Below are 22,391 nucleotides of genomic sequence, written 5' to 3'. Positions count from 1 at the left end.
GGCGCGTCGCCCGCGCTCAGTCTGTTTGGCTCCCCCCCCCCCGCGCCCGGGCTGGTGCCCCCGGGGGGCGCCCGGGGGGGGGGGGGGGCCCCCCCGGCCCCCCCCCCCCCACGCCCCTGTCCGCCGCCTCGGCGCGCGGGCTGTGCGCGCTCGAACCTGTTGAAAAGCTGTGAACCGGACAGACCTGGCACTCCCCGCGCCGCCCGCCCGTTCTCCGGGTAGTGGAAACGGAGGGATCATGGGTGCATTGGGGACACTGCTCGGGTTCGCGCTGAGCCTGTACCTGCTCGTGCTGGTCGCGCGGATGGTGCTGGACTGGGTCGCGGTGGTGGCGAGCACCCCGCCGTGGGCGCGGCGCGCCCGGGGCCTGGCCTACGCCGCGACCGAACCGGTGATCGGGCCGGTGCGGCGGGTCGTGCGGCCGGTGCGGGTCGGCGGGCTCTCGCTCGATCTGGCCTTCACGCTGGTGTTCATCGGCGTGATCGTGCTGCGGGGAATCGTGTACGCCCTTTAAAGCGTGCCGCGGAAGTTCGCGGACAAGCGGTCGACGCCACGCTCGAGCTCGGCGCGAAGCCCTCGCAGGTCGACGCCGTCGGGGTCGATCAGGGCCTGCATCGAGATCCCGCGCAACTGGGCCAGCATCGCCGAAGCGTAGGAGTCGGGGTCGCGGACACCGGTGATGGACCCGTCCGCGACCCCGCTGGCCACGGTCTGCGCGATGGCGAACCGGAACCGGCGGTCGGCCTCCGTCAGCGCGCCGCGCAGGGCCGAGGACTCCGCCGCCGCGTCGCCCCACAGGGCCAGGAACGCGTGGTTGAGCGTCGGCATCGTGCGGATCAGCTCGAAGATGATGTCCAGCAGCGCGCGCAGCATGTCCATCGGCGTCGCGTTCGCCGACCCGGTGCGGGCCGCGACAGCCTCGCTGTAGGCGTCGGTGAACTCCTCGACGGCGTGCTCGACCAGCCGTTGCCCGAGCCCGTCCTTGTCGCCGAAGTGCTGGAAGACGACCGACCGGGCGTAGCCGGAGCGGGCGCAGACGCCGCCGATCTTCAGCCTGCCGAAGCCCTCTTCGGCGATCAGGTGAGCAGCGGCATCCAGGATGCGTGCCTCGACGACTCCTTCGCCGTCCTCCTGGATCCGGCCTTCGGCGGCTCGGTCCACCCGGATCATGTTAGCGACTGCAACCGCGCGGCACTGGCCGAGCCGTCAGCGGACGGTGCGAGGACCGTCAGCGGCCGCCCGCAATCTCGGCGTCGGCACCCCACCGACCCGAGAGGAACCCTCCGATGACCACCAGGACTGTGCTCGTTTCCGGGGCAGGCATCGCCGGCCCGTCCGCAGCCCACTGGCTGCACCGCGGCGGCTACCGCGTGACCGTCGTCGAGTCCGCGCCCGCGCTGCGCCCCGGCGGCCAGGCCGTCGACTTCCGCGGTGAACAGGTGAAACTGCTGGCCGCGATGGGGGTCCTCGACGAGATCCGCCGGTACGAGACGGCGATGGGCGACCAGACCGTGCTCGGTCTCGACGGCCGTCCCGTGCTGACCGCGCCCGGCGCCGCGTGGAGCGGCGAGGTCGAGATCCTGCGCGGCGACCTCGCGCGAATCCTGTACGAGCACACCGCGGCCCACACCGAATACGTCTTCGGCGACCGCGTCACGAGCCTCACCGAGACCGCGGACGGCGTCGAAGTCACCTTCCACCGCGGCGCACCGCGCAAGTTCGACCTGGTCGTCGGAGCCGACGGCGTGCACTCCGGGGTGCGGGCCGCGGCCTTCGGGCCGGAGCCGGGCTTCCGGAGCGACCTCGGCTTCGGCATCGCCGGGTTCACCGCGCCCAACCACCTCGGGCTCGACCACACCAGCATCATGTACAACGAGCCCGGCCGCGGCCTGAGCGTGGGCAGCCACCGCCTGCCGGACCGGCTGCACGTCAACCTGGTCTTCGCGGCCGACGGCGTCGAGTTCCACCGCCGTACCGCCGTCGAACAGAGCAGGCTGATCGCGCAGTTGTTCGCGGACACCGGCTGGGAGACGCCGAAGCTGCTCGAAGCGCTGCCCGCGGCCGACGACCTGTACGTCGACTCGATCAGCCAGATCCACCTCGACCGCTGGTCGAAGGGCCGGGTCGTGCTCCTGGGCGACGCCGCCTGGTGCGCCGGGCCGGGCGGGTCCGGCACCGGGCTCGCGATGATGGGCGCCCAGGTGCTGGCCGGGGAGCTCGCGGCGGCCGGCGGCGACCACGTGACGGCGTTCGCGAGGTACGAGCAGCGGCTGCGCAAGCCGGCCACGGTCGGGCAGAAGAACGGCAAGGGCTCCGGCAACTTCCTCGCGCCGCGCACGGCCGCGAAGATCCGCGGCCGCAACCGCGCCTACCGGATGCTGAGCACCCGGCTGTTCGGCAGCATTTTCCTGAAGATGACGGACCGGGCGGCCAACGCGCTGGAATACCGTGAATACCCGGCGCTGGATTCCTCTCATCGGGCGACCCGGCTGGCGCCCGGGCGTGAGGTGGGTCACTCTTGACGCCATGTCAATACCTCGGGCGGCCGATGCTCCGGTCAGGACGGCGCTCGCCGGCCTGACCGTGCTGGCTCTGGGAGTGGTCACGGCGCTGAACGCGCGTTCCCTGCCGGTGCTGGGCGACGGGACGACGTACTCGGCCGAGTTCACCGAAGCGGCCGGACTGAGCGAGGGCAACGACGTCCGCGTCGCCGGCGTCGAGGTCGGGCGGGTGTCGGACGTCCGGCTGCGCGGCGACCACGTGCTGGTTTCGTTCCAGCTCAAGGGGGCCTGGCTGGGTGACGCGACGAGCGCGGCGATCCGGCTGAAGACCGTACTGGGCCAGAAGTACCTCGCCCTCGACCCGCAGGGCGAAGGCACGCTCGACCCGGAGCGGCCCATCCCGCGGTCCCGCACCACGGTGCCTTACGACATCCTCGCGGCGTTCGGCGCACTTTCGTCCACAGTGGACCGCATCGACACGGCACGGCTGGCGAAGAGCTTCGACACGCTGACGGCGACGCTGGCGAACACGCCGCAGAGCGTCCGCGCGGCACTCACCGGGCTCTCGCGGCTGTCGGACTCCCTCGCCTCACGCGACAGCCGGCTGGCCACGCTCCTGGGCAACACGCGCGTGGTTTCGCAGACGCTCGTCGACCGCGACGCGGCGGTGCGCCGGCTCCTCGACGACGGGAACCAGCTGCTCGCGGAGGTGAGCAACCGCGAGGCGGCGATCAGCACCCTGCTCGACGGCTCGCGGAGGCTGGCAACGGAGCTGTCCGGGCTGATCGGGGAGTCACCGGTCGGCCCGCTGCTCGCCCAGCTCGACCAGCTGACGTCGATGCTGCAGCGCAACCAGGACGCCCTGGCCGCCGGGATCCGGGGTTTCGCGCCGTTCGTCCGCCTGGGAACCAACCTCGCCGGGAGCGGCCGGTGGATCGACGGCTACCTGTGCGGGCTGGTGCTGCCGTCGTTCGGGCCGCTGAACGAAGAAGGTTGCCACGGCTAGGGTTTCCGGCGCGCACTCCCCTGGGCGGCGGCGCAGAGCGTGGCCGCACCGGAGCTGTCCACTGTGTACAGATCACATCGGCAGGTGGCTCCGGAGCGCCCCGCCCGCACCACGACGGCGCGGGCCCGCAACGTCACCCCCACCGCCGGGCGGAGGTAGTCGATCGTGAAGCCGGCGGTGAGCAGCGCGGGCCCGAGGACGGTGCCCGCGGCGAAGGTGAGCGCGTTGTCGGCGGCGTAGGCCAGCACGCCGCCGTGGAGATAGCCGTTCTGCTGCTCGAGTTCTTCGCGAATGTCCAGCTCGAGCGTGGCCGCACCCTCGCAGAACTCGGTCAGCCGGGCGCCGAGCAGCCGGCTGAACGGCTGGCTCGCCAGGCCCGCACGGGCTGCTGCCAAATCGAGCATGCATCCTCACTTCACTAGTGAAGCGAGAATGGCGCGGCGGGCCCCCGCCTGTCAAGATCGGCGCGTGCCCGAACCCGATCAGCGCCTGTTCTTCCTGCTCCAGCAGGCCGCCCACCGGCTGCGCGTGGCCGCCGACCGCCGTTGCCTGGCGGCGGCCGGCATCACCACGGCCCAGCTCGGCGCGCTCTTCGCCGTCCGCGAAGGCGGTCTGACCCAGCGAGACCTCGCCGCCCGGCTCGGCCAGCGCGAATCGGCGGTGACGGCGATGGTCGCCCGGCTCGCCGACGCCGGCCTGCTCGGCAGGCGCGCCCACCCGCGCGAGCACCGCGCGGTGGTCCTGGAACTGACGCCCGCCGGCAAGGAAGCCCTGGCCCGGGTCGCCCCGGAGATCGAGGACTTCAACACCCGGCTGCGCGCCGTCCTGGGCGAGGAGGGCTTCCGGCAGACCGCCGAAGCCGTCGGCCGGCTGGCGAGCCGGGAGTGGTGAGCCGCCGGTGCCGGGTGATCCTCGAGGTCTCCGGCTCGGGCAAGATGCTCGAGTTCGCGGCGCTCAAGCGATTCGGCACGCCTGACGAGATCGCCATGGCCCGCGGCGGCTGACGACCGCTGCCACCTTCACCCGGCACTAGGCCACGATGAGCCGGAACCCCGCGTCCCACTCGGGGAGGCCCAGCAGGTCCGCGTGCTCGTCCCGCCAGCGGCCGGACGCCAGGTCCGCCCGCAGCCGGGCGATCCCGCGGTCCACCGCGGCCGGTGCCGTCTGCGCGAGCGCCGAGCACGATCGGCGCACCGCCGGGTCGAGGTAGGCCTCCGGGCGCCGCCAGTACGCCGGGAAGACGCCGTCGGTGAAGTCCCACGGCACCGGCAGCTCGGTCACCGAAACCGCGCCCAGGACCTCCGCGATCTCCGGCGCCGACGGCCTCGACGCTTCCAGTGCGGCGACCTCCGGCACGTACTCCCGCACGAACCAGAAGTCGCTGTGCAGCGCCGTGTCGTACGCCAGGACCACCTGGCGGCGCGAGACCCGGCGCAGCTCCGCCAGCCCGCGACGCCAGTCGGGCCAGTGGTGCACGGTCAGCACCGCCAGCGCGGCGTCGAACGCCGAAGACCCGAACGGCAGCGCCTCCGCGACCGCCCGCACCACGGGCGCGGCCTCGGGACGACGTTGCCGGATCATCTCCGCCGACGGCTCGACCGCGACGACGTGCCGCGAAGGTGGCTCGTACGATCCCGTCCCCGAGCCGACGTCCAGCACCGAAGCCGCCGAACCCAGCGCGGAAAGCACCGGCGTGAGCCAGCGCGGATCGGTCCGCCGGCCCCGCGCGTAGCCGACGCCGATCTCGTCGTAGCGCGCCATCAGCGCTCGGGTCCGTCGCTGCCGTTCTGCTCGGCCAGGAACCGCTCGAACTGCGAGCCGAGCTCCTCCGCCGTCGGCATGTGCTCGACCGACTCCGCCAGCAGGCTGCCGCGGTCGGACGCCTCGACGAACGTGTCGTACTGCCGCTCCAGGGCACGGACGACGTCGGCGATCTCGTCGGACTCCGCGACCTGCCGGTTGATCTCGGCGTCGGCCAGGTCCGCGGCCGCGCGCAGCTCGCCCTCGGGCAGGCTCAGCCCGGTCGCCCGGCTCAGCGCGTCGAGGACGATCAGCGACGCCGCCGGGTACGTCGACTGGGCGAGGTAGTGCGGCACGTGCGCGGCGAAGCCCATGGCGTCGTGGCCCCACTCGCCGAGCCGGTACTCCAGCAGCGCGGCGAGGCTGCCCGGCACCTGCAGCCGGTTCGGCAGCGGCTGGTTGTCACCGACCAGGTCCTTGCGGGTGGCGTGCGCGGTGACGCCGAGCGGGCGGGTGTGCGGCGCGCCCATCGGGATGCCGTGGAACCCGGCGGTCAGCCGGACGCCCCAGCGCTCGACGAGGTTCCGGACCGCCGCGCTGAACCGCTCCCAGTCGTGGTCCGGCTCCGGGCCGGACAGCAGCAGGAACGGCGCGCCGTCGGTGTCGTGCAGCAGGTGCACCACCAGCTCGGGCGCGTCGTAGTCCTCCCAGTGGTCGACGGCGAAGGTCATCGTCGGCCGCCGCGAGCGGTAGTCGATGAGCCGGTCGACGTCGAAGCGGGCGATCACCCGGTGTTCGCCGCCCAGCAGGTGCTCGGCCAGCAGACGGCCCGCCGAGCCGGCGTCCATGAACCCTTCGAAGTGGTGCAGCAGCACCGCCCCGGTCAGGTCGGGGACGTCCGAGTCCACCTCGTACAGGTCGTCGGGATCGAGTCCCACCGGATCCTCCTGCTCTCCATACATCTGTCCGTCAAGCACAACACACCCCGCGAGGGATTCCATTCCGCCGACGGTGTCGCCGATCGTAACGCCATGCGATCGACGCCGGTTCGGATCGCCATCGTGACAAGTGTCGTGGGCACGCAAGGCCCCGATCGGGCACGCTTGAGCGGTGAGCGAACACACGACGAACACGGCGCCCGGGCTGCGGCCGCCGGCGCACCGGGTCAGCCGCCGGGCCATCGGCTACTGGACGGTGACCGCCTCGATCCTGTGGATCATCCTGATCGGAGTGCAGACGCTCATCGTCGTGACCAGCGACGACGCACCGGCGTTCCTGACGGTGACCCTGGTGCTCTCTTGCGTCCTCGGCCCGCTGCACCTGATCGTGATGCCCCAGTGGCGCTACCGCGTGCACCGCTGGGAGGTCACCGACGCGGCCGTCTACACGCAGTCCGGCTGGCTGAAGCAGGAGTGGCGGATCGCGCCGGTCTCGCGGATCCAGACCGTCGACATCGAGCGCGACCCGTTCGAGCAGCTGTTCGGGCTGGCGAAGATCACCGTGACGACGGCGTCCGCGGCGGGCCCGCTGCGCATCGCAGGCCTGGCGCACGACCGCGCGCTCGCGCTGGCCGACGAGCTGACGAAGACGACCCAGGCCGTGCGAGGGGACGCGACGTGAGCCCCGCCGACGCACTCTCTCCCGCGGAGGCGGCAGAAAGCACAGCCGAGCCCGTCGTGCTGCCGCCCGCCGAGGGCACGCAGGACGCGCCGTGGCACCACCTCGACCGGCGCATGCTGCTCATCCGGCCCGTGCTGGACGTCGTGAAGTCGCTGCCGGTGCTGCTGGGCGCGCTGCTGTTCGGCCACGGCGAATCGTGGCAGTGGGTCGGTCTCGCCGTCACCGCGATCACCGTGTTCACCGGCGTCTCGCACGTGCTGACCTCGCGCTACCGGATCACCGAGTCGCAGGTCGAGTGGCACACGGGGCTGCTGCTGCGCAAGCAGCGGGCCATCCCGCGCGACCGGATCCGCACGGTCGACGTCACCTCCGAGCCGAAGCACCGGCTGTTCTCGCTGGCCGCCGCGCGGATCGGCACCGGGCGGCACTCGAACGGGAGCAGGCACAAGGACGAACTCGTCCTCGACGCCGTCACCACCGCCGAGGCCCAGCGGCTGCGGACGCTCCTGCTGCACCGCAAAGCCGAGGCCGTCTCCGAGAAGGCCGCCGCCGCGCCGCCGGAGCAGCTGATCGCCGCGGTCGACAAGCGGTGGCTGCGGTACGCGCCGTTCACGCTGTCCGGGCTCGCGGTGGTCGGCGCGGCCGTCGGCACCGTGTACCACTTCGCGCACGAACTGCACTTCGACCCGATCCAGTTCTCCCTGGTGCAGGCCGTCGTCGGGCACTTCGCCGACACCCCGGTGTGGCTGAGCCTGGTGCTCGCCGCCGCCGGGCTGCTGGTGCTCGTCTCGCTGCTGTCGATCGGCGGGTACGTGCTGTCGTTCTGGAACTTCCGGCTCACCCGCGAGCCCGCCGGCACGCTGCACGTCCGGCGCGGGCTGATCACCACGCGGTCGGTGTCGATCGAGGAGGACCGCCTGCGCGGCGCCGAAATCCGTGAGCCGCTGCCGCTGCGGCTGGCCGGCGGCGCCCGCTGCGTCGCCATCGCCGCCGGCCTGCGGGAAGGCAAGAGCGCGGACAAGGGCGGCGGCCTGCTGCTGCCGCCGGCGCCGCTGGTGCGTGCGCACGAGGTCGTCGCCGAGGTGCTGGGCGAGGACCCGGTCGCGACGCCGCTGGTGCGGCACCCGCGCCGGGCGTTGTACCGGCGGCTTTCGCGGGCGGTGCTCGGCGTGCTGCTGCTCGCCGCGGCGCTCTACGGCCTGGCGTGGCTCGGCGCGCTGCCGGACTGGCCGTGGCAGGTCGCGCTGGCGCTGGTGCCGTTCGCCGCGCTCGTCGGCTGGGACCGCTACCGCGGCCTCGGCCACGCGCTCACCGGCCGCTACCTGGTGACGCGGTCGGGTTCGCTGGACCGCGGCACGGCGGCGGTCCGCTGCGACGGGCTGACCGGGATCGTCGTCGAGCGCTCGTACTTCCAGCGCCGGGCCGGCCTGGTCACGCTGATCGCGCCGGTCGCTGCGGGCAAGGGCAAGTACCAGGTGCTCGACGTCGGTGAGGCGGACGGGCTGGCGCTGGCCGACCGCGCCCTCCCGGGCCTGCTGACGCCGTTCCTCACCGGTGACCGGGACCGCGGTTGACGGTCCACCCGCGCGGCTCCTAACGTGAAAATCCGCCGTCCGAACCCTCGATCAGCGTTCGACGAGAGGACGGCAGGATGTTCCGGAAGTTTCTCGGCGTGGTGGCCGCGGGGATCGTCGCGGCTTCGGTCCCGGCGCCGGCCGCGGCGGCCGACAACCCGTATGGCGACCCGAATTTGGTCTCGATGTTCGACGGCACCGGCCTGAGCGCTTGGACATCGTCGAAAACGGGTCTCTGGTCGGCGAAAAACGGCGTCATCCACGGCAATGGCACCGCGCGCGGCTGGTTGTACTACAACAAACAGCAGGTCGGCACGTTTCGGTGGATATTCAATGTCCGGCAGGTCAAGGGCAACCACAAACCGACCGTGCTGATCTGGGGCACCACCGAGCCGATCCGCGACGCGCTGAGCGCCATCCAGTTCCAGCCGCCGAACGGCGGGCACTGGGACTACCGGCCGGGGCACAACGACGGCGGCGGGAAACTGTTCCAGCAGCTGCCGCACACGACCATCGACATCAAGAAATGGGCGCAGTGCGAGCTGATCGGCGACGCCGCCACCGGCGTGGCGCGGATGGCATGCTGCCCGCTCACCGCCTCCGCCGTCACCTGCAAGGGCGTCGAAGTGCTGCGGTTCACCGACAAGACCGCCGGGCGCGTCGGCCCGCTGGCGCTGCAGGTGCACAACTCCGGCATTCAGGACGAGTACCGCGGGCTCTACGTCGAGTCACCCGTGGTGACGAAACCGGGCGAGTTCCTCACGATGTGACCCGGGTGCACCGGCGGCAGCCCCTTTTCCCGGGTTGCCGCCGGGAATCCTGGCTTTTGTTTCACACTACGTGCTAATTTATTCACCCCGTGTGATAGCGAAGGTCGTTTTTGTCTCACCGAGAGGTTACGATGACGCCTGCCGTCAGTACCGTCGACGCTTCCGCCACCACTTCCCCCCGACGCACCCCCGGTGCCAGCAGTTCCCGCAAGGTCCTGCAGCTGCTGCTGGCCTTTTCGGAGCGCCGGTGCGAGGCGAGCGTCGCCGAACTGGCCGCGACGATCGGTACCCCGGTGGCGACGACCTACCGGTACGTGGCCCTACTCAAGGAACTCCAGCTGCTCGAGGAGGGCCGGGCCGGGCACTACCACCTGACCAGCCAGGTGATGCCGCTGGCGCGGGCCGCGCAGCTGGCGAACGACATGGTGCGCTTGGCGCGGCCGGCCATGGAGGAAGCCGCGCGGGAGCTCGGCGAGACGGTGATGCTGTTCCAGCAGTTCGGCGACTCCGCCGTGTGCGCGGACCGCGTCGAGTGCGACCGCGCCATGCGGTTCACGTTCGAGCCGGGGCATTCGCTGCCGCTCGGGGTCGGCGCGTCCGGGAAGATGCTGCTCGCGCTGCTGCCGGAGATCGAGCGGGACCGGCGGTGGGCGTCGATCGTCGAGCAGCGCGGCACCGCCGTGCGCGACGAACTCAAGCGGGCACTGGAAAACCGGTACGCGGTCAGCTCCGGTGAGCTCGACGAAGGCGTCTGGGCCTGTTCGGTGCCGGTGCCGACGATCGGCAGGCGGCCCACCGTGCTGAGCATGGCCGGGCCGGCCGCCCGGATCACCGAGGAGACCCGGCACACGGCGATCACCGCCCTGCAGGAGTACGCGATCCGGATCCAGCGGGCGATCGCGTCTTATTCGCTGTGAGAATTCCGCGCGGGCGCGTAGAACTGCCCGGGTGATCCGGCTCGCGCGCCCCGACGACCTGCCTGCCCTCATCGACATCGAGCGGGAGGCCGGCGAGCTCTTCCGCGAAGTCGGCATGGCGGCGATCGCCGACGACGACCCCGGCTCGGTGGCCGAGCTGGCGGTGTACCAGTCCGACGGGCGCGCGTGGGTGAGCGTCGACGCCGGCGACCGGCCGGTGGCCTACCTGGTCGCCGCGGTCGTCGACGGGTGCGCGCACATCGAGCAGGTCTCGGTCCGGCCGTCGCACGCGCGGCGCGGGCTGGGCGGCGCGCTGATCGAGACGCTCGCCGAGTGGGCTCGCTCGCGGGGGCTGACGGCGCTGACGCTGACGACGTTCGAAACCGTGCCGTGGAACGCGCCGTACTACGAGCGGCTGCGGTTCCGGGTGATTCCGGCCGCGGAAATCGGCGCCGGACTGCGCTCGATCCGCCGTGCCGAAGCCGCCCGCGGCCTGGACGCATGGCCGCGTGTCGCGCTGATCAGACCGCTCTGACCTGCGGTTTCTCCTGTCGCTCCCCTACTTGGGGGAGAGAGTGGCGCGGCCGGTCGAACATGTGTTCTACTGTGCCTGCCGGTCCCGGAGGGGGAAGCTCCGCGGGCCGGCCCACAAACTCGGGAGGTAGTCGTGGCGGTCAAGATCACCCACCTGACGAACGGCCAGCAGGTGCGGTTCGCCAACGCCGACGGTGCCCGCCGGTACGCCGAAATCATGGGCGGCGGCGTGGACAAGTGGCGCTTCACGGTCGTGCCCGAGGACCCGATGCTCCGGAGAATGTCGGACTCGGTCGTTAATGTGCCGGTATGGCGCATGACTTCCAGGTAGTGGTGGATTCGGCCGACCCGCACGTGCTCGCCGACTGGTGGGCCGAGACCCTCGGCTGGTCCGTGGAACCGACGGACGAAGACTTCATCCGCGAGATGATCGCGAAGGGGTACGCCAAGGAAGAGGAAACCCGGACTTACCGCGGTTCGCTGGTGTGGAGAGCGGGAGCGGGGATCCGGCACCCGGACTCGCCACCGGAGGGACCACCGCGGCGGATCCTGTTCCAGGAGGTTCCGGAGGCGAAGACGGTGAAGAACCGGGTCCACGTGGACGTGTGGGTGGGCGCGGAGAACGTCGAGGCGACCCTGGAGAAGCTGAAGGCGCGTGGCGCGGAGTTCCTGTGGCGGGGGCGGCAGGGGCCGCACAGCTGGGTGACGATGGCGGACCCGGAGGGGAACGAGTTCTGCGTTTCCTGAGGTGAGCGCTCGCCGGGGGCCGGGATGAGGCTGGGCCGGCGGCGGCCTGGGGGACGCCGCCGGCTCGGTGCGTGGCGCTTTCCTGCCGTCGGAGGACAGGAAAGCGCCACGCACCTCTCTCACACCTGTGCCGCCAGGCGGTCCAGCGCCTTCGGCAGGGCCGCCGACAGCAGGTCCAGCTCCGGCTCGGCCGCCACCAACGGCGGCGACACCGCCACGCCCCGGCCCAGGTTCCGCACGATCACGCCCTCGTCGCGGCAGGCTCGCTGCAGCTTCACCGGGGCTCCCGGGTCGGCTTCCAGCACCTCCGCCGTCAGCTCCACCGCCGCCAGGAAACCCAGTCCGGCCCGGACCTCCGCCACCAGTGCGTGCCCGCTGACGCCCGATACCGCGTCCGCCAGGGGTTTCTCCAGCTCGCGGCCGCGGGGGATCAGCCCCTCGCGCTCGTAGATGTCCAACGTCGCCAACCCGGCCGCGCAGGCCACCGGGTGGCCCGCGTACGTGGGGCCGTGGCGGAAGATCGGGGCTCCCGGCTCACCCGTGAAGAACGGCTCGGCCACCCTCGGGGCCACCACCAACGCGCCCAGCGGGATGGTTCCGCCCGTGATGCCCTTGGCCGTCGTGATCAGGTCCGGCCGCACCGGCCAGCGATCGATCCCGAACCACGTGCCGAGCCGGCCCCAGGCCGCGATCACGCAGTCCGCGACGAACAGCACCTCGTGCCGGCGGCAGATCGCCGCCACCTCCTCGAGGTAGCCCTCCGGCGGGAGCAGCACTCCGCCCGCTCCGATCACCGGTTCGCAGAAGAACGCCGCCACGCGAGCCGCACCGACCCGCTGGATCTCCGCCTCCAGCGCCGCCGCGTCGTCGTACGGGACGTGGGAAAACTCCGGTGGCTGCGGGCCGACGCCTGCCGCGTTGGCCGGGATTCCGCCCACCGCCGTGCCGAACCCGTGCGTTCCGTGGTACCCCTGGGCACGGCCGATCACGTGCACCTTCTCCGGACGCCCGGTCTGGGCGAAGTACGCCCGCGCGAGCTTCACCGCCGTGTCGATGACGTCGCCGCCGCCCGAGCCGAAGAACACCTTCGATCCCGGCTCCGGCGCCAGCGCGGCGACGCGGTCCGCCAGCTCGATCGCCGGCCGGTTCGCGTTGTAGCCGAACAGGTTCCACGAGTCGAGCTCCCCCAGCTGGCGGGAGACGGCTTCGGTGATCTCCGGGCGGCCGTGGCCGAAGTTCGCGTACCAGAGCGACGCCGTCGCGTCGAAGTACCTGCGGCCCGCGTCGTCCCAGACGTACGAGCCCTCGCCTCGGGTGATGACCATCCGGTCACCGTCGACCGCGCCCATGTCGGCGAACGGGTGCCACAGGGCGTGCTGTGCTGACATCGGTCCTCCTCAGTCCTGCCCCATCCCTACCAGGCAGGAGCGGCGAGCGCGAACACTCCATCGTGCACAGTTCGCCCTCGAAAAGTGGCCGGTCAGTCCAGGAACCCGGCGATCTCTTCCGGCGAGTACCCCAGCTCGGCCAGCACTTCCGCGGTGTGCTGCCCCAGGGTCGGCGGGGCGGAGGTGGGCCGGGCCGGGGTGTCCGACGCCTTCACCGGGAAGCCCGTGCCCACGTACGTCCCCACCGTCGGGTGCGGCAGCCGGACCACCTGCTCGCGCGCCGCCGCCCACGGGTCCGCGTAGACGTCGTCGATCTCGTTGATCGGGGCCGCCGGGATGCCCGCCACGTCGAACGCCTTCATCCACTCCGCCGCCGGGCGGGTCAGGAGCACCGGTTCCAGCAGCGCGTTCAGCTCGTCGCGGTGCGCGGCGCGCAGAGCGTTCGAGGAGAACCGCGGATCGGAGGCGATGTCCAGGCCGAGCACCCCGCAGAACGCGTGCCACAGCTTTTCGCTGCCGACCGCGATGATCAGCCAGCCGTCGGCGACGTGGTAACCCTGGTACGGGACGATGTTCGGGTGCGCCGAGCCCATCCGGCGCGGCCGCGGCGTGTCGTAGAAGTGCGCGCCCGCCGCATACACGTGCCAGGCCAGCTGACTGTCCAAAAGGGACACGTCGAGGTACTGGCCGCGACCGGTCGTGTGCCGGGCCTGCAACGCCATCAGCACGCCGATGATCGCCCACGTCCCCGCGTTCAGGTCGGCCACCGGCAGCCCGACCTTCGCCGGCGCGCCGTCCGGCTCGCCGGTCAGCGACATCACGCCGCCGAGGGCCTGCGCCACCAGGTCGTACCCCGCGCGGTCCCGGTACGGCCCGGTCTGCCCGAACCCGGTGATCGACACGTGGATCAGCCGGGGGTTGAGCGCGGACAGCTCGTCGTACCCGACGCCCCACTTCTCGAGCGTCCCCGGGCGGAAGTTCTCGACCAGGACGTCGGCGTCCGCGACCAGCCGCCGGAGGGCTTCGCGGCCGCGGTCGCTCTTGAGGTCGAGCACGATCCCGCGCTTGTTCCGGTTCGCCGCCAGGTAGTAGACGGCCTCGTCGCCGACGAACGGCGGCCCCCAGCCCCGGGTGTCGTCGCCGTGGCCCGGCGGCTCGACCTTCACCACGTCCGCGCCCATCTCGCCGAGGTACTGGGTGCAGTACGGCCCGGCGAGGATGCGGGAGAGGTCGACGACCTTGATCCCGTCCAGCGGGCGAACAGCAGGGGGCATCGACGGCTCCTCGTCACGCTCGGCGTCCGAACCCCTTTTCTACCCGGCCACGTCACCTTCGAGGAGGGCGGCGGCCTGGGCGGTCCGCCGGTAGAGCACGTACCGCCCGTCCCGGACCTTGCTGACCAGGCCCGCCCGGTGCAACGCGCTCAGGTGGTAGGAGACGGTGCCCGGGCTGTACCCGGTCCGGGTGGCGAGCTCGGCGGTCGACCGCGCGGGTTCGAGGTCGGCCAGCAGCGCCGCCCGGGCCGCGCCGACGACCGGCGCGATCCGGCCCGGCCGGTGGTCGGCGCCGGTGCCGACCCCGTGGGCCGGGTAGCAGAGGACGACCTGGCCGGGGACGTCGATCTGGATGCTGGTGCCGGGCCAGCTGAGCACGCCCGGCGCCAGGACCAGCTCCCGGCCGGAGACGTCGGCCTCGCCGTCGAACGGCTTCACGACCGTGATGGCGTCACCGGCCCAGCCGATGGTGGGGCGCAGGCTGCCGAGCACCCCGCCGACACCGTGCCGGGTGATGGCCTGCGCGCGGTGGGTGATGTCCCGGTCGAGGACCGCGTGCAGGCCGGCCCAGTCCTCGGCCAGCGCGTCCCGCCAGAACCGGGCGAGGCCGTTGGCCAGGCGCCGCGGCAGCGTCCCCGACTCCACGCTCCGCCGGGCCGCGACCGGCACCGGCCTGGTCCAGTGGACCTGCGTGTGGGCCAGCACCTGGGCCTCCACCTCGTCCTGCGTGGTCGCCTCGATCCGCGCGATCTGCTCGTCGAGCAGCTCCCGGTGCCGGGTCGCCGTGCCGGGCTGCGGGGTGAGCAGGTCGGGGGTGTAGACCTCGCCGGGGCGCGGCAGCAGGTCCAGGAGCAGGGCGACGTCCGGGTGGGAAAGCGCCGCGCGGGCGAGCGGGCCGGGATCACCGAACACCGGGTGCCGCCCCGCGTCGGCGGCGAGCTTCAGCCAGGCGAGGGACTCCGCCGCCAGCGACGGGGAAAACCGTGTCCTGGCCACCGTCTCGGCATCGACCCGCAGCTTGAACACTCACCGACGGTAGCAGCCGGAACGGTGGATTTGAACCGGCTCGAATCCTTTCCGGTCAGGGGTTGCCCCCGGGTTGAGTGGGGTGGTGTGCTTCCGACGTGCGGGGATCGTCGCCGCCGTGACCGCCGTGCTGCTCGCCTCGGCACCGGCCGCCACGGCCGGGCCGGCCGCCGCGCCTGCCGTCGGCTACCGCACGTGTTCCGTCCTCCGCACGATCGCCTGGCACCGCTGGGTGGCCGGCGCCGACGGGCGGTACCACCTCGTCACGGTCCACCGGCCCTACTCGTTCAGCGTGGTGTTCCCGGTCTCGGGTGCACTGAGCTCGAGCAGCAGCACTTCGGCGTCACGCAGGTAGCGGTCCAGCGCGGCCTCGGCGGCGTCGAACCGGCCGCGGCGCAGGTCGCGCAGGATCTTCTCGTGGCAGTCCAGGAACGGCTCGTAGAACTCGCGCGTGTTCTCGTTGAGCACGAAGAACAACCGCGTCTCGGCGAGCACCTGGCGCATCGTCGCGGACAGGCGCTCGCTGCCGGCCAGGTCGGCGAGGGCCTGGTGGAAGTGGATGCTGGCGGTGCCGACCGACGGCCAGTCCTCGGCCGCCGCCGCCGTCCGGCCGTCCCGGAGCGCGCGCTCGACCACCGAAAGATCCACTGTGGACAGCTCGGCCGCGCGCCGCAGGGCACCGCATTCGGTCGCCCGGCGCACGACGTAGAGGTCTTCGATGTCCTCCGTCGTCAGCTCGCGCACGAACACGCCGCGGTTCAGCTCGTGCACCGCCAGCCGCTCGTGGGCGAGCAGCTGGAACGATTCGCGCAGGGTGTTGCGCGAGACGCCGAGCGCCGAGCTGATCACCGGCTCGGACAGCCGTTCACCGGGGGCGAAGACGCCGTCGGTGATGTACTGGCGCAGGATCGCGGCGACCCGTTCGGCCGTGCCGCTGCGCTCGAGCAGGTGCCGCGCGCTCTCCAGTCCCGAGGCATCGACGGTCACGGCACTACCTGACGCCGAGTTCGAAGTCCAGGCTGTACCGGTTGCCCGGCATCGCCCCCGCGGCCTTCGCGCCGTCGATCGGCAGCACGACGCCGTTGACGAACCGGGACTCGTCGCTCGCCAGGAACACCACGGCCTTCGCGACCTCCCACGCCTCGCCGACCCGTGCCGCGGGCGTGCTCGCGACCAGCTGGTGCTGCTTGGCCTCGAAGTCTTCCGGTGAGGCGAGGGTGCTGCGCAGCATGTCGGTGTCGATCGCGCCGGGGTTCACCGTGTTGGCCCGGATGCCCTGGTGCGCGTGCGCGACGGCGATCGACTTCGTCAGCCCGACCAGCGCGTGCTTGGTGGCGTTGTACACCGGGTCGCCGGGGCGGCCCATCACGCCGCCGTTCGACGACGTCGTGACGATGCTGCCGGCCTGCTGTTCGATCATGTGCGGCAGCACGGCGCGGGTGCCGAGGAAGGCGGCCCGCACGTTGAGCGCGAAGATGTGGTCGAACTCGGCCAGCGTGGTGTCCACCAGGGACTTCCCGAGGTGGATGCCGACGTTGTTGAACAGCACGTCGATGCGGCCGGCCTCGGCGATCACCCCGTCGACGAACGCCGTCACGGCGGCCTCGTCGGTGGCGTCCACTATGGAGTGGCGGTAGCCGTCGAGCGCTTCCGCGGGCTCGCGGATGTCGGAAGCGAAGACCGTCGCGCCCTCGGCGAGGAACTCCTTCACCGTGGCGAGGCCGATGCCCCGCGCGCCGCCGAAGACCACCGCAACCTTGCCGGCCAACCGACCCATGTTCACTGCCCCGCTCTCAGTCGTGCTGTCTGCTCTTCGTCCACCGCGTAGTCCCCGGGCAGCCGGACGAGCGCGTCCGGGTCCCCGAGGTAGCGCACTTCGACGCGGTACACCTCGCGCGCCGCCGCCACCGAGACGTACCCCTCGACGACGTCGGCGAGCACCGCCGCCGCCGGCCGCTCGGACGGCGGCCCGTACCCACCCCCACCCGGCAGCGTGACGTCCACAACGGACCCGGGAGCCAGCGGCACGCGGCTCTTCGCGGGCAGGTCCGCCCCGCCACGCAGGCCGAACCGACCGGGAGCGCCCGGTCTCCCACCGGCCACCCCGGACGCCGCGGCCCGTACCCGGTCGACATTGCCGTTGACGCTCCAGGAAGTCACGCCGAGTGCGCCCATCGTGGTCACCTGTCCGAGGCCGCCGCGCCACCGGCCGGCGCCACCGGAGTCCGCGCGCAGCTCCCGCGCGTACTGGACCATCGGCGCCATGGTCTCGATCACCTCGGTCGGCGTCGACCGCAGGCCGCTCGGGAACCCCGTGGTGGACAGGCCGTCCTTGTCCCGGCGCGCGCCCATACCGCCGGTCTGGAAGACGTTCAGCATGAACCCTGGCCCGCGCCAGATGGTCATCCACAGCGCGTCCGCGCTCGGCGCGATCGCCGTGCCGGGCAGCGCACCGATCAGCAGCGACGGCAGGAAGTGCCCGATCAGGTGCCGGGACGCGACCGGCGCCGGCGGCAGGCAGTTCAGCACCGACCCCTCGGGCGCGGTGACGTGCACCGGCCGGAACGAGCCGGCGTTGTGCGGCACCTCCGGCGAGATCGCCGCCTTGACCGCGAACGACGCGTACGCCCGCGTGTAGTTCAGGACGACGTTGATCCCGCGGCGGCTCTGCGGCGACGAACCGGCGAAGTCGAGGTGGATCTCGTCACCGTCCACAGTGGCCGTGACGCGCAGGGCGATCTCTTCGTCGTCGAAGCCGTCGGTGACGATCTCGTTGGTGTACGTGCCGTCAGGCAGTGCCCGCAGCGCGTCGCGCAGCGCCCGTTCCGAGCGGTCCATGATCTCGGCGGCGACTTCGTCCAGGCTGTCGAGGCCGAGTTCGTCCAGCAGCCGCAGGAGGCTCGCCGCGCCGACCTCGTTGCCGGTGACCTGCGCGTACAGGTCGCCGATGGTCTCCTCCGGGGTCCGGACGTTCGCCCGGATCAGCCGCTCGAGGTCGGCGTTGACCTCACCCGCGCGCAGGAACTTCAGGATCGGCAGGCGCAGGCCTTCCTCGAAGACCTCGTGGGCTTCGGCGGACACCAGCCGCCCGCCGATGTCCGGGGCGTGGCAGCACGAGGCGAACCACGCGACCAGCCGGCCACTCCGGAACACCGGGGTCGCCACCGTGATGTCGTTGATCTGGCCCGCCGTCTGCCACGGATCGTTGGTGAGCAGCACATCGCCCGGTTCGAGGGTCTCCGGCGGGTACGCCGCGACGAAGTGGTGCATGCCGGTCGCCATCGCGTTGATGTGCCCCGGCGTGCCGCCGACGGACTGGCCGATCATCTCGCCGCGCGAGTCGAACACCGCGCACGCCAGGTCGAGCGACTCCCGCACGACCGCGGAGAAGGCCGTGCTGACCAGCGCGTTCTGCTGCTCGGCGAGGATCGAGTGCAGGCGGTTGCCGAACAGCCCGGCGACGATGGGGTCGGTGCCCATCGCCGCCTCCGCGGGAGTAAGTGCGTCGGCGGGACTCACGCCGTCACCTCCACCGCGCCGTCACCCCGGACAACGCAGTGCGCACCGGGCGGGACGACCACAGTGGACTCGCGTTCCTCCACGATGGCCGGTCCGTCGACGCGGGTTGCCGGGGTCAGCAGGTACCGGTCGAACACCGCCGTGTCGACAAATCCCCCTGCCGCCGGAAAGTACGCCTTGCGGGTGCCCTTGCGCGCGTCACCCCCGGTCGCCTGCGTCTTCAGCCGCAAGGTGACCTCCGGCGCGGGACCGCTCGAGACCACCCGCCAGTTCAGCACCTCGACGCCGACCTCGGGTCCGGTGCGCTGGTACAGGTTGCGGTAGGTGGTGGTGAACTCGTCGATCAGCGCGTCGGGCCAGCTGCCGCCGCGGACCGGGACGCGGATCTCGTAGCCCTGCCCGGCGTAGCGCATCTCGGCGACGCGGTGGTGCGTCACGTCGTCCACCCCGGACTTCGCCAGCAGCGCCGCGCCCTCGGCTTCCATCTCGGCGAACAGCGCGTCGACCTGCTCCCACGCCAGGTCGTGGACGGCCGCGCGAGCCGACCGCACGAAGTCGAACGCCAGCGGCGCGGTGAGGAACCCGGCCGCGCTCAGCACCCCGGCGGCGGGCGGCGCGACGACCGAGGGCGCCCCGAGCGCTCGCGCGACGCCGACTCCGTGCACCGGGCCCGCCCCGCCGAAGGTGTACATCGGCAGCTTCGCCGGATCATGGCCACGCTCGACGGCGTGCACCCGCGCGGCGTTGGCCATGTCTTCGTTGACGCTCGTGTGGATGCCCCAGGCGGCCTCTTCGACGCTCACCCCGAGCGGATCGGCGATCTTTTCGCGGAGCACCGCTCGCGCGGCCCCGGCGTCCAGGCGCATGCCGCCGCCGAGGAAGTAGCCCGGGTCGAGGTAGCCGAGCACGAGGTCGGCGTCGGTGACCGTGGGCTCGGCGCCGCCGCGGCCGTAGCAGGCCGGGCCGGGCTCGGACCCCGCCGAATCGGGGCCGACGGTGAGCAGGCCCAGCGCGTCGATCCGGGCGATCGAGCCGCCGCCGACGCCGATCTCGATCATGTCCGTGACCGGCACCCGCACCGGCAGCCCGGACCCGGGCAGCAGCCGGTACTTGCGGTCCACTTCGAACTGGTGCGTCACCAGGGGCGCGCCCCCGGCGACCAGGCACAACTTGGCGGTGGTGCCACCCATGTCGAAAGCCAGCAGGTCGTCCGGCCCGACTGCCGCGGCGGCCAGCGCACCGCCGGCCGGGCCGGACTCGAGGATGCGGATCGGGTACCGGGCCGCGGTGTCCACCGTGGCCAGCCCGCCGTTGGACAGCATGATGTGCGGCGCGCGGCCGATCCCCAGCCGGCGCAGGCGCTGTTCGAGATCGCGCAGGTACCGCTCGGTGAGGTCCTGGACGTAGACGTTGGCGACCGTCGTCGACGCCCGCTCGAACTCGCGGATCTCGGGGACGACTTCGGAGGACAGTGCCACCCGCAGCGATGGCGCGACCTCGGCGAGGATCTCGCCCACCCGGCGCTCGTGCGCGGGATTGGTGAAGGCGTGCAGGAAGCAGACCGCGACGGCCTCGATCCCGCGGTCCGCCAGTTCCCGGCCGAGCCGGGCGACGTACTCCTCGTCGAGTCCGGTGTGGACGGATCCGTCGGCGAGGATCCGCTCCGGGACGTCGAACCGCAGGTGCCGCGGCACGAGCGGCGCGGGCAGTTCCAGGTGCAGGTCGTAGAGCTCGTACCGGTGCTCGCGGCGCATCTCGAGGACGTCGCGGAAGCCGGCGGTGGCCAGCAGCGCGGTGCGCGAGCCCGTGCGTTCGATCAGGGCGTTGGTGACCAGCGTCGTCCCGTGCACCACCTGCTCGACGACGCCGAGGTCCGGCAGCAGCGCGGCCAGGCCATCCTCGACCGCCCGGGCCGGCTCGTCGTGCGTGGTCAGGACCTTGCCGACGGCGACGATCCCGGTCGCGTCCACCGCGCAGAGATCGGTGAACGTGCCACCGATGTCGACGCCGATCCTCATGTCCGGTACCACCGCGGCGAGGTGTTGAGCGGCGGCTTCAGCTTGGCCTTCACGACCAGCACGTTCGGCTCGTCCGACTCGACGAACTCGCCGAGCAGCCGCCGGAACGCGCGCCCGAAGCCGGAGACGCGGTCGGCGTGCACCCCGAAGGAGCGGGCGAGGCCGACGAAGTCCGGGCTGTCCCAGTCGACCCCGCGGTGCGGCAGGCCTTCGCGGTCCTGGTCGTAGCGAAGCATTCCGTACCCGCCGTCGTCGACCAGGACGACCGTGACCGGTAGCTGCTCCTGCGCGAGCGTCGCCAGGTCGCCGCAGCCGTAGAGGAAACCGCCGTCACCGGTGATGCAGATGGCGCGCCCGGTGCCGGCCGCGGCGGCGCCGAGCGACGCCGGGAAGCCGTAGCCGAGGGTGCCCCAGCCCATCGGGTAGGCGAGCTTGCGCGGCGCCCGCACCCGGTGGAAGCCGCCGACCCAGTACCCGGCGACGCACATGTCCGAGACGAGCACCGCGTCCGTCGGCAGCACCTCGTCCAAAGTGGACAGGAAGTCGTAGGCCTGCGGTTCCTCGTCGCGGATCCGCTGGCGCACGCGGCGGCCGATCCCGGCCAGCCGCAGCGTGATGTCGTCGAGCCCGGCCCGCTGCTTCGGCAGCAGCCGCTCGACGATCGAGCGCGCGTCCCCGACGAGCGTCAGGTCGGGCTGGTAGTTCTTGGCGGCGTCGTCGGCGTCGACGTTGACCGCGATCAGCGCGGGTGGCTTGGGCATCCGCCAGTTCTGCGTCATCAGGCCGTCGAAGTCGGTGCCGATGGCGAGCACGACGTCGGCTTCGTCCCACAGCTCGCCGACCTCCGGCGTGTGCACCGGGTTCGGCGCCAGGCACGGGTGATCGAGCGGGAGCAGCCCGCGGGCGGCGAACGTGGTGATCACCGGTGCCGCGAGCTTCTCGGCGAGCGCGCCGATCGCGTCGCCCGCGCCCGACCGCAGGGCGCCGCCGCCGGCCCAGATCAGCGGGTGGCGCGCGTCGGACAGCATCGCCTCGGCCCGCGCGAGGTCGGGGACGTCGACGTCGGGCTTGCGGTGCGGCGCGGGCGGGCGGCGGTGCGGCACCTGTTCGCGCAGGTAGTCGGTGGGCACGCCGAGGTAGACCGGGCCGCTCTGCGGCAGCTGCGCGAGCCGGGCGGCGCGGTGGACGGTGGTGCCGATCTGGTCGGCGGCCCGCACGGTGAACCCGCCCTTGGTGACCGGCGCGAACATCGCCTGCTGGTCGGACGTCTCGTGGAGCACGCCGCGGACGACGCCGGGCCGCCGCAGCGTCGAGGGGATGTCGGTGGCGATGACCAGCACCGGGGCCGCGGACGCCATGGCCTCGCCGACCGCGCCGAGGGTGTTCGCCGCGCCCGGGCCGGTGGTGACCAGCGCGACGCCGAGCTTGCCGGTGGCGCGGGCGTAGCCGTCGGCGGCGTACCCGGCGGTCTGTTCGTGGCGGACGCCGACGAGCTTGATGCGGGTTTCACCGAGCGCCTCCCACAGTGGCAGGTTGTGCACCCCCGGAAGGCCGAAGACGATCTCCGTTCCGAGCGCTTCCAGCGCGTCCACCAGCTCCCGAGCACCACTCACAGCCACGGCCCGGATACTGCCAGATCGTTGAACGATCTGGCAATCAACCCCTAGACGAGTAATGCGTAACTCGGTTAGTGGTCGTAGGCGGTCAGGGATCGGGTGATGGGTTGGCTGGTGGCGCGGTTGTGCCAGATGGCGGCG

Annotated in this window: 23 protein-coding genes; 11 read left to right on the top strand and 12 right to left on the bottom strand. The window is 72.2% G+C overall.

Going from position 1 to position 22,391, the window contains the following annotated elements; translation table 11 throughout:
• The first annotated feature begins 238 nt into the window (after positions 1–238).
• Entirely contained in the window at positions 239–514 is a 276-nt protein-coding gene (locus ACFVYA_RS15985; RefSeq protein WP_387045622.1) for a YggT family protein, read from the top strand.
• Here ACFVYA_RS15985 and ACFVYA_RS15980 read toward each other — a convergent pair.
• The gene (locus tag ACFVYA_RS15980; RefSeq protein WP_387045619.1) at positions 511–1,170 is read right to left on the bottom strand and encodes a TetR/AcrR family transcriptional regulator; all 660 of its coding nucleotides are present in this window, start codon (positions 1,168–1,170) and stop codon (positions 511–513) included. The genes ACFVYA_RS15985 and ACFVYA_RS15980 overlap by 4 nt on opposite strands.
• A 116-nt stretch (positions 1,171–1,286) precedes the next feature.
• On the opposite strand from ACFVYA_RS15980, the gene ACFVYA_RS15975 reads away from it, so the two are divergent.
• Together ACFVYA_RS15975 and ACFVYA_RS15970 are read left to right on the top strand one after the other, a co-directional pair.
• The gene (locus tag ACFVYA_RS15975) at positions 1,287–2,522 is read left to right on the top strand and encodes an FAD-dependent monooxygenase (RefSeq protein WP_387045617.1); all 1,236 of its coding nucleotides are present in this window, start codon (positions 1,287–1,289) and stop codon (positions 2,520–2,522) included.
• Between the two features lie 4 nt (positions 2,523–2,526).
• Positions 2,527–3,507 (top strand): MCE family protein, encoded by a 981-nt coding sequence (locus tag ACFVYA_RS15970; protein ID WP_387045614.1) that lies wholly within the window; start codon positions 2,527–2,529, stop codon positions 3,505–3,507.
• Here ACFVYA_RS15970 and ACFVYA_RS15965 read toward each other — a convergent pair.
• Positions 3,504–3,911, bottom strand: a complete 408-nt coding sequence (locus ACFVYA_RS15965) for a PaaI family thioesterase (protein WP_387045611.1) — start codon at positions 3,909–3,911, stop codon at positions 3,504–3,506. The two genes, ACFVYA_RS15970 and ACFVYA_RS15965, sit on opposite strands and share 4 nt — an antisense overlap.
• 64 nt (positions 3,912–3,975) lie before the next feature.
• Between ACFVYA_RS15965 and ACFVYA_RS15960 the strand changes: the two genes are divergently transcribed.
• Positions 3,976–4,398 (top strand): MarR family winged helix-turn-helix transcriptional regulator, encoded by a 423-nt coding sequence (locus ACFVYA_RS15960; RefSeq protein WP_387045608.1) that lies wholly within the window; start codon positions 3,976–3,978, stop codon positions 4,396–4,398.
• A gap of 138 nt (positions 4,399–4,536) precedes the next feature.
• Here ACFVYA_RS15960 and ACFVYA_RS15955 read toward each other — a convergent pair whose 3' ends face one another.
• Complete coding sequence (locus tag ACFVYA_RS15955) at positions 4,537–5,268, bottom strand: class I SAM-dependent methyltransferase (RefSeq protein ID WP_387045606.1); 732 nt, start codon at positions 5,266–5,268, stop codon at positions 4,537–4,539.
• Positions 5,268–6,185 carry a proteasome assembly chaperone family protein gene (locus tag ACFVYA_RS15950; protein WP_285985966.1) on the bottom strand — a complete coding sequence of 306 codons (918 nt, stop codon included), beginning with the start codon at positions 6,183–6,185 and terminating at the stop codon, positions 5,268–5,270. Before ACFVYA_RS15950 ends, ACFVYA_RS15955 begins: the two co-directional genes overlap by 1 nt.
• A gap of 172 nt (positions 6,186–6,357) precedes the next feature.
• Here ACFVYA_RS15950 and ACFVYA_RS15945 point away from each other — a divergent pair, with 172 nt between their 5' ends.
• The 7 genes from ACFVYA_RS15945 (at position 6,358) to ACFVYA_RS15915 (ending at position 11,409) form a co-directional block, all read left to right on the top strand.
• Positions 6,358–6,867, top strand: coding sequence for a PH domain-containing protein (locus ACFVYA_RS15945; protein ID WP_387045603.1), 510 nt, complete (start codon positions 6,358–6,360; stop codon positions 6,865–6,867).
• 113 nt (positions 6,868–6,980) lie between these two features.
• Positions 6,981–8,441, top strand: a complete 1,461-nt coding sequence (locus tag ACFVYA_RS15940; protein WP_387045761.1) for a PH domain-containing protein — start codon at positions 6,981–6,983, stop codon at positions 8,439–8,441.
• A gap of 185 nt (positions 8,442–8,626) precedes the next feature.
• On the top strand, positions 8,627–9,211 hold the full coding sequence (locus ACFVYA_RS15935) for a family 16 glycoside hydrolase (protein WP_285985968.1): 585 nt from the start codon (positions 8,627–8,629) through the stop codon (positions 9,209–9,211).
• Positions 9,212–9,342: 131 nt separating this feature from the next.
• The gene (locus ACFVYA_RS15930) at positions 9,343–10,128 is read left to right on the top strand and encodes an IclR family transcriptional regulator (RefSeq protein ID WP_387045600.1); all 786 of its coding nucleotides are present in this window, start codon (positions 9,343–9,345) and stop codon (positions 10,126–10,128) included.
• 31 nt (positions 10,129–10,159) lie between these two features.
• The gene (locus ACFVYA_RS15925; protein WP_285985970.1) at positions 10,160–10,663 is read left to right on the top strand and encodes a GNAT family N-acetyltransferase; all 504 of its coding nucleotides are present in this window, start codon (positions 10,160–10,162) and stop codon (positions 10,661–10,663) included.
• Between the two features lie 132 nt (positions 10,664–10,795).
• Entirely contained in the window at positions 10,796–10,993 is a 198-nt protein-coding gene (locus tag ACFVYA_RS15920; RefSeq protein ID WP_387045597.1) for a hypothetical protein, read from the top strand.
• Positions 10,993–11,409 carry a VOC family protein gene (locus ACFVYA_RS15915; RefSeq protein ID WP_353069598.1) on the top strand — a complete coding sequence of 139 codons (417 nt, stop codon included), beginning with the start codon at positions 10,993–10,995 and terminating at the stop codon, positions 11,407–11,409. Before ACFVYA_RS15920 ends, ACFVYA_RS15915 begins: the two co-directional genes overlap by 1 nt.
• A 119-nt stretch (positions 11,410–11,528) precedes the next feature.
• Here ACFVYA_RS15915 and ACFVYA_RS15910 read toward each other — a convergent pair whose 3' ends face one another.
• The 8 genes from ACFVYA_RS15910 to ACFVYA_RS15875 all read right to left on the bottom strand — a co-directional run bounded on the left by ACFVYA_RS15910 (position 11,529) and on the right by ACFVYA_RS15875 (position 22,253).
• A complete protein-coding gene (locus ACFVYA_RS15910) occupies positions 11,529–12,797 on the bottom strand; it encodes an aspartate aminotransferase family protein (RefSeq protein WP_387045594.1) in 1,269 nt (422 codons plus the stop codon).
• 92 nt (positions 12,798–12,889) lie between these two features.
• Entirely contained in the window at positions 12,890–14,071 is a 1,182-nt protein-coding gene (locus ACFVYA_RS15905; RefSeq protein ID WP_387045592.1) for a CaiB/BaiF CoA transferase family protein, read from the bottom strand.
• Positions 14,072–14,110: 39 nt separating this feature from the next.
• The gene (locus ACFVYA_RS15900; RefSeq protein ID WP_387045589.1) at positions 14,111–15,097 is read right to left on the bottom strand and encodes a DUF5937 family protein; all 987 of its coding nucleotides are present in this window, start codon (positions 15,095–15,097) and stop codon (positions 14,111–14,113) included.
• Positions 15,098–15,376: 279 nt separating this feature from the next.
• Positions 15,377–16,084 (bottom strand): GntR family transcriptional regulator, encoded by a 708-nt coding sequence (locus tag ACFVYA_RS15895; protein WP_285985975.1) that lies wholly within the window; start codon positions 16,082–16,084, stop codon positions 15,377–15,379.
• 4 nt (positions 16,085–16,088) lie between these two features.
• On the bottom strand, positions 16,089–16,874 hold the full coding sequence (locus tag ACFVYA_RS15890) for an SDR family NAD(P)-dependent oxidoreductase (protein ID WP_387045587.1): 786 nt from the start codon (positions 16,872–16,874) through the stop codon (positions 16,089–16,091).
• 2 nt (positions 16,875–16,876) lie between these two features.
• On the bottom strand, positions 16,877–18,577 hold the full coding sequence (locus ACFVYA_RS15885; RefSeq protein WP_387045759.1) for a hydantoinase B/oxoprolinase family protein: 1,701 nt from the start codon (positions 18,575–18,577) through the stop codon (positions 16,877–16,879).
• Positions 18,578–18,612: 35 nt separating this feature from the next.
• Complete coding sequence (locus ACFVYA_RS15880) at positions 18,613–20,634, bottom strand: hydantoinase/oxoprolinase family protein (RefSeq protein ID WP_387045585.1); 2,022 nt, start codon at positions 20,632–20,634, stop codon at positions 18,613–18,615.
• Positions 20,631–22,253 carry a thiamine pyrophosphate-binding protein gene (locus ACFVYA_RS15875; protein ID WP_387045583.1) on the bottom strand — a complete coding sequence of 541 codons (1,623 nt, stop codon included), beginning with the start codon at positions 22,251–22,253 and terminating at the stop codon, positions 20,631–20,633. The genes ACFVYA_RS15880 and ACFVYA_RS15875 overlap by 4 nt, the downstream gene beginning before the upstream one ends.
• Positions 22,254–22,391 lie beyond the last annotated feature (138 nt).

It is taken from the genome of Amycolatopsis sp. NPDC058278 (assembly GCF_042881395.1).
In the GTDB taxonomy this organism is placed as follows: Bacteria; Actinomycetota; Actinomycetes; order Mycobacteriales; family Pseudonocardiaceae; genus Amycolatopsis.
This window is presented reverse-complemented; position numbering and strand designations above follow the sequence as displayed.

What these genes read in the sequence shown, in the direction of transcription:
- ACFVYA_RS15890 (WP_387045587.1), bottom strand. Translation starts at nt 16,874, where the DNA reads ATGGGTCGGTTGGCCGGCAAGGTTGCGGTGGTCTTCGGCGGCGCGCGG.
- ACFVYA_RS15965 (WP_387045611.1), bottom strand. Translation starts at nt 3,911, where the DNA reads ATGCTCGATTTGGCAGCAGCCCGTGCGGGCCTGGCGAGCCAGCCGTTC.
- ACFVYA_RS15980 (WP_387045619.1), bottom strand. Translation starts at nt 1,170, where the DNA reads ATGATCCGGGTGGACCGAGCCGCCGAAGGCCGGATCCAGGAGGACGGC.
- ACFVYA_RS15885 (WP_387045759.1), bottom strand. Translation starts at nt 18,577, where the DNA reads ATGGGCACCGACCCCATCGTCGCCGGGCTGTTCGGCAACCGCCTGCAC.
- ACFVYA_RS15955 (WP_387045606.1), bottom strand. Translation starts at nt 5,268, where the DNA reads ATGGCGCGCTACGACGAGATCGGCGTCGGCTACGCGCGGGGCCGGCGG.
- ACFVYA_RS15985 (WP_387045622.1), top strand. Translation starts at nt 239, where the DNA reads ATGGGTGCATTGGGGACACTGCTCGGGTTCGCGCTGAGCCTGTACCTG.
- ACFVYA_RS15905 (WP_387045592.1), bottom strand. Translation starts at nt 14,071, where the DNA reads ATGCCCCCTGCTGTTCGCCCGCTGGACGGGATCAAGGTCGTCGACCTC.
- ACFVYA_RS15930 (WP_387045600.1), top strand. Translation starts at nt 9,343, where the DNA reads ATGACGCCTGCCGTCAGTACCGTCGACGCTTCCGCCACCACTTCCCCC.
- ACFVYA_RS15970 (WP_387045614.1), top strand. Translation starts at nt 2,527, where the DNA reads ATGTCAATACCTCGGGCGGCCGATGCTCCGGTCAGGACGGCGCTCGCC.
- ACFVYA_RS15910 (WP_387045594.1), bottom strand. Translation starts at nt 12,797, where the DNA reads ATGTCAGCACAGCACGCCCTGTGGCACCCGTTCGCCGACATGGGCGCG.
- ACFVYA_RS15880 (WP_387045585.1), bottom strand. Translation starts at nt 20,634, where the DNA reads ATGAGGATCGGCGTCGACATCGGTGGCACGTTCACCGATCTCTGCGCG.
- ACFVYA_RS15940 (WP_387045761.1), top strand. Translation starts at nt 6,981, where the DNA reads ATGCTGCTCATCCGGCCCGTGCTGGACGTCGTGAAGTCGCTGCCGGTG.
- ACFVYA_RS15975 (WP_387045617.1), top strand. Translation starts at nt 1,287, where the DNA reads ATGACCACCAGGACTGTGCTCGTTTCCGGGGCAGGCATCGCCGGCCCG.
- ACFVYA_RS15935 (WP_285985968.1), top strand. Translation starts at nt 8,627, where the DNA reads ATGTTCGACGGCACCGGCCTGAGCGCTTGGACATCGTCGAAAACGGGT.